2 protein-coding genes are annotated in these 1,410 nt (G+C 56.5%); one reads left to right on the top strand and one right to left on the bottom strand.

Annotation, left to right across the window (positions count from 1 at the left end; translation table 11 throughout):
- A partial coding sequence (locus G4G93_RS35325; protein WP_165091968.1) for a cupin domain-containing protein occupies positions 1–426 on the top strand: 426 nt, incomplete at its 5' end.
- Positions 427–592: 166 nt separating this feature from the next.
- On the opposite strand, the gene G4G93_RS35320 is transcribed toward G4G93_RS35325, so the two are convergent.
- Entirely contained in the window at positions 593–1,048 is a 456-nt protein-coding gene (locus tag G4G93_RS35320; protein ID WP_165091966.1) for a hypothetical protein, read from the bottom strand.
- Positions 1,049–1,410 lie beyond the last annotated feature (362 nt).

Below are 1,410 nucleotides of genomic sequence, written 5' to 3'. Positions count from 1 at the left end.
GCGAGCCGGGAGGCGGCCGGCGAGGTGAAGGGCCTGGTCGAGGGCCTGCGGCGGCGGGGCGAGCCGGAGGCGGATGCCCACCGGCTGATGTACCGGCCGTGGGGCTCCTACCAGCGGATCGACATCGGCGCGCGCTTCCAGGTGAAGCGGATCACCGTGAAGCCGGGCGGCCGGCTGTCGTTGCAGAAGCACCATCACCGGGCCGAGCACTGGATCGTGGTGCGCGGCACCGCCGAGGTGACGATCGACGGGGTGGTGCGGCTGGTGCACGAGAACGAGGCGGCGTACCTGCCGATCGGCTGCGTGCACCGGCTGGTCAACCCGGGCAAGATCCCGCTCGAGCTGATCGAGGTCCAGGTCGGCAGCTATACCGGCGAGGACGACATCATCCGCATCGAGGACGTCTATGGGCGGGACAGACCTTGATGCTCGGTGTACCTTCCAGCCTGCCCAATTCTGGCAGCTGAGAGTGATCGGGTGATCTGACGGATTGTCCCGGGATGCGTGCGCGCTACCCTCCGCTCGCATCCCGAATTGGACGAATAGCGCGGCTCTCGTTGTCGATGCAACGCTCAGTTGAGATGTCGTCCTTTCAGGGCCACAATCCCCTTTCAGTCGCCGCGTCCTTCATGTCCATCACGATCCTATCCCATCCCGACTGGTCGATATCGTCGGCTCTTTCGTAAGGTGCCAGGCGGCTAATCTTGGCACGATACAAGCGGTCGGCGATAGGGTGTGGGCCTACTTGATGATCAGGATCTGCTTCAACGACAAGTAAAATATTCCGTTCATTGAGCAGGGATAGATTTTGATGAATCTCGCTAGCCTCATCTTCGCTGACGCGCCCATTGCGTTTATAAACGAAAACCCGAGACGCGCTTCTAATTTCCCGCAATAACTTATCACGCATATACATCATTTTATTGTATTCTTCAGAATATATCTCCTGTCTAATTTCGTCGCTGTCGTTAAATTTCCACTCTCCCGATGTGAGAGTTGAATACATTCCCGTATGGAAAGAAATGCCAGTTGCCGAGTCGAGTGCCATGTCTCTGGCAATAGGTTTCAGGGCATCAAAGGCGTATAGATCTCTAAATTCTGCGCGAATACACGGTATTATGCAGCAAGCTCACCGTAAAGCGTTGAGGTAGGCTCATAGCGACACCCGTAGGATTGTTCCCTACGGTTCTCATTCGTACCAGATTTGTTCTGCCTGACTCATTCAATGGGGAAAGGCGGACGAATGGCGCTTGCTCATTCGTGGAGAGGGGGTATGATGCCACGCATCCGTAGAGGGTCAACCGTGCGCGATATCCGTCCAGACCTTAAAGAGCGTCTCGCCGAGCTTGATAGCCGGATGAGCACGTTAGTGGCGGAGTACAATCGCCGTAAAAATGAATTAGATAAAGA

Origin of the sequence: Methylobacterium sp. DB0501 (genome assembly GCF_011043735.1) — a bacterium.
Taxonomy (GTDB): Bacteria; Pseudomonadota; Alphaproteobacteria; order Rhizobiales; family Beijerinckiaceae; genus Methylobacterium; species Methylobacterium alsaeris.
The sequence above is the reverse complement of the archived record's forward strand: the minus strand, read 5'-3'. Positions and strand labels throughout refer to the sequence as shown.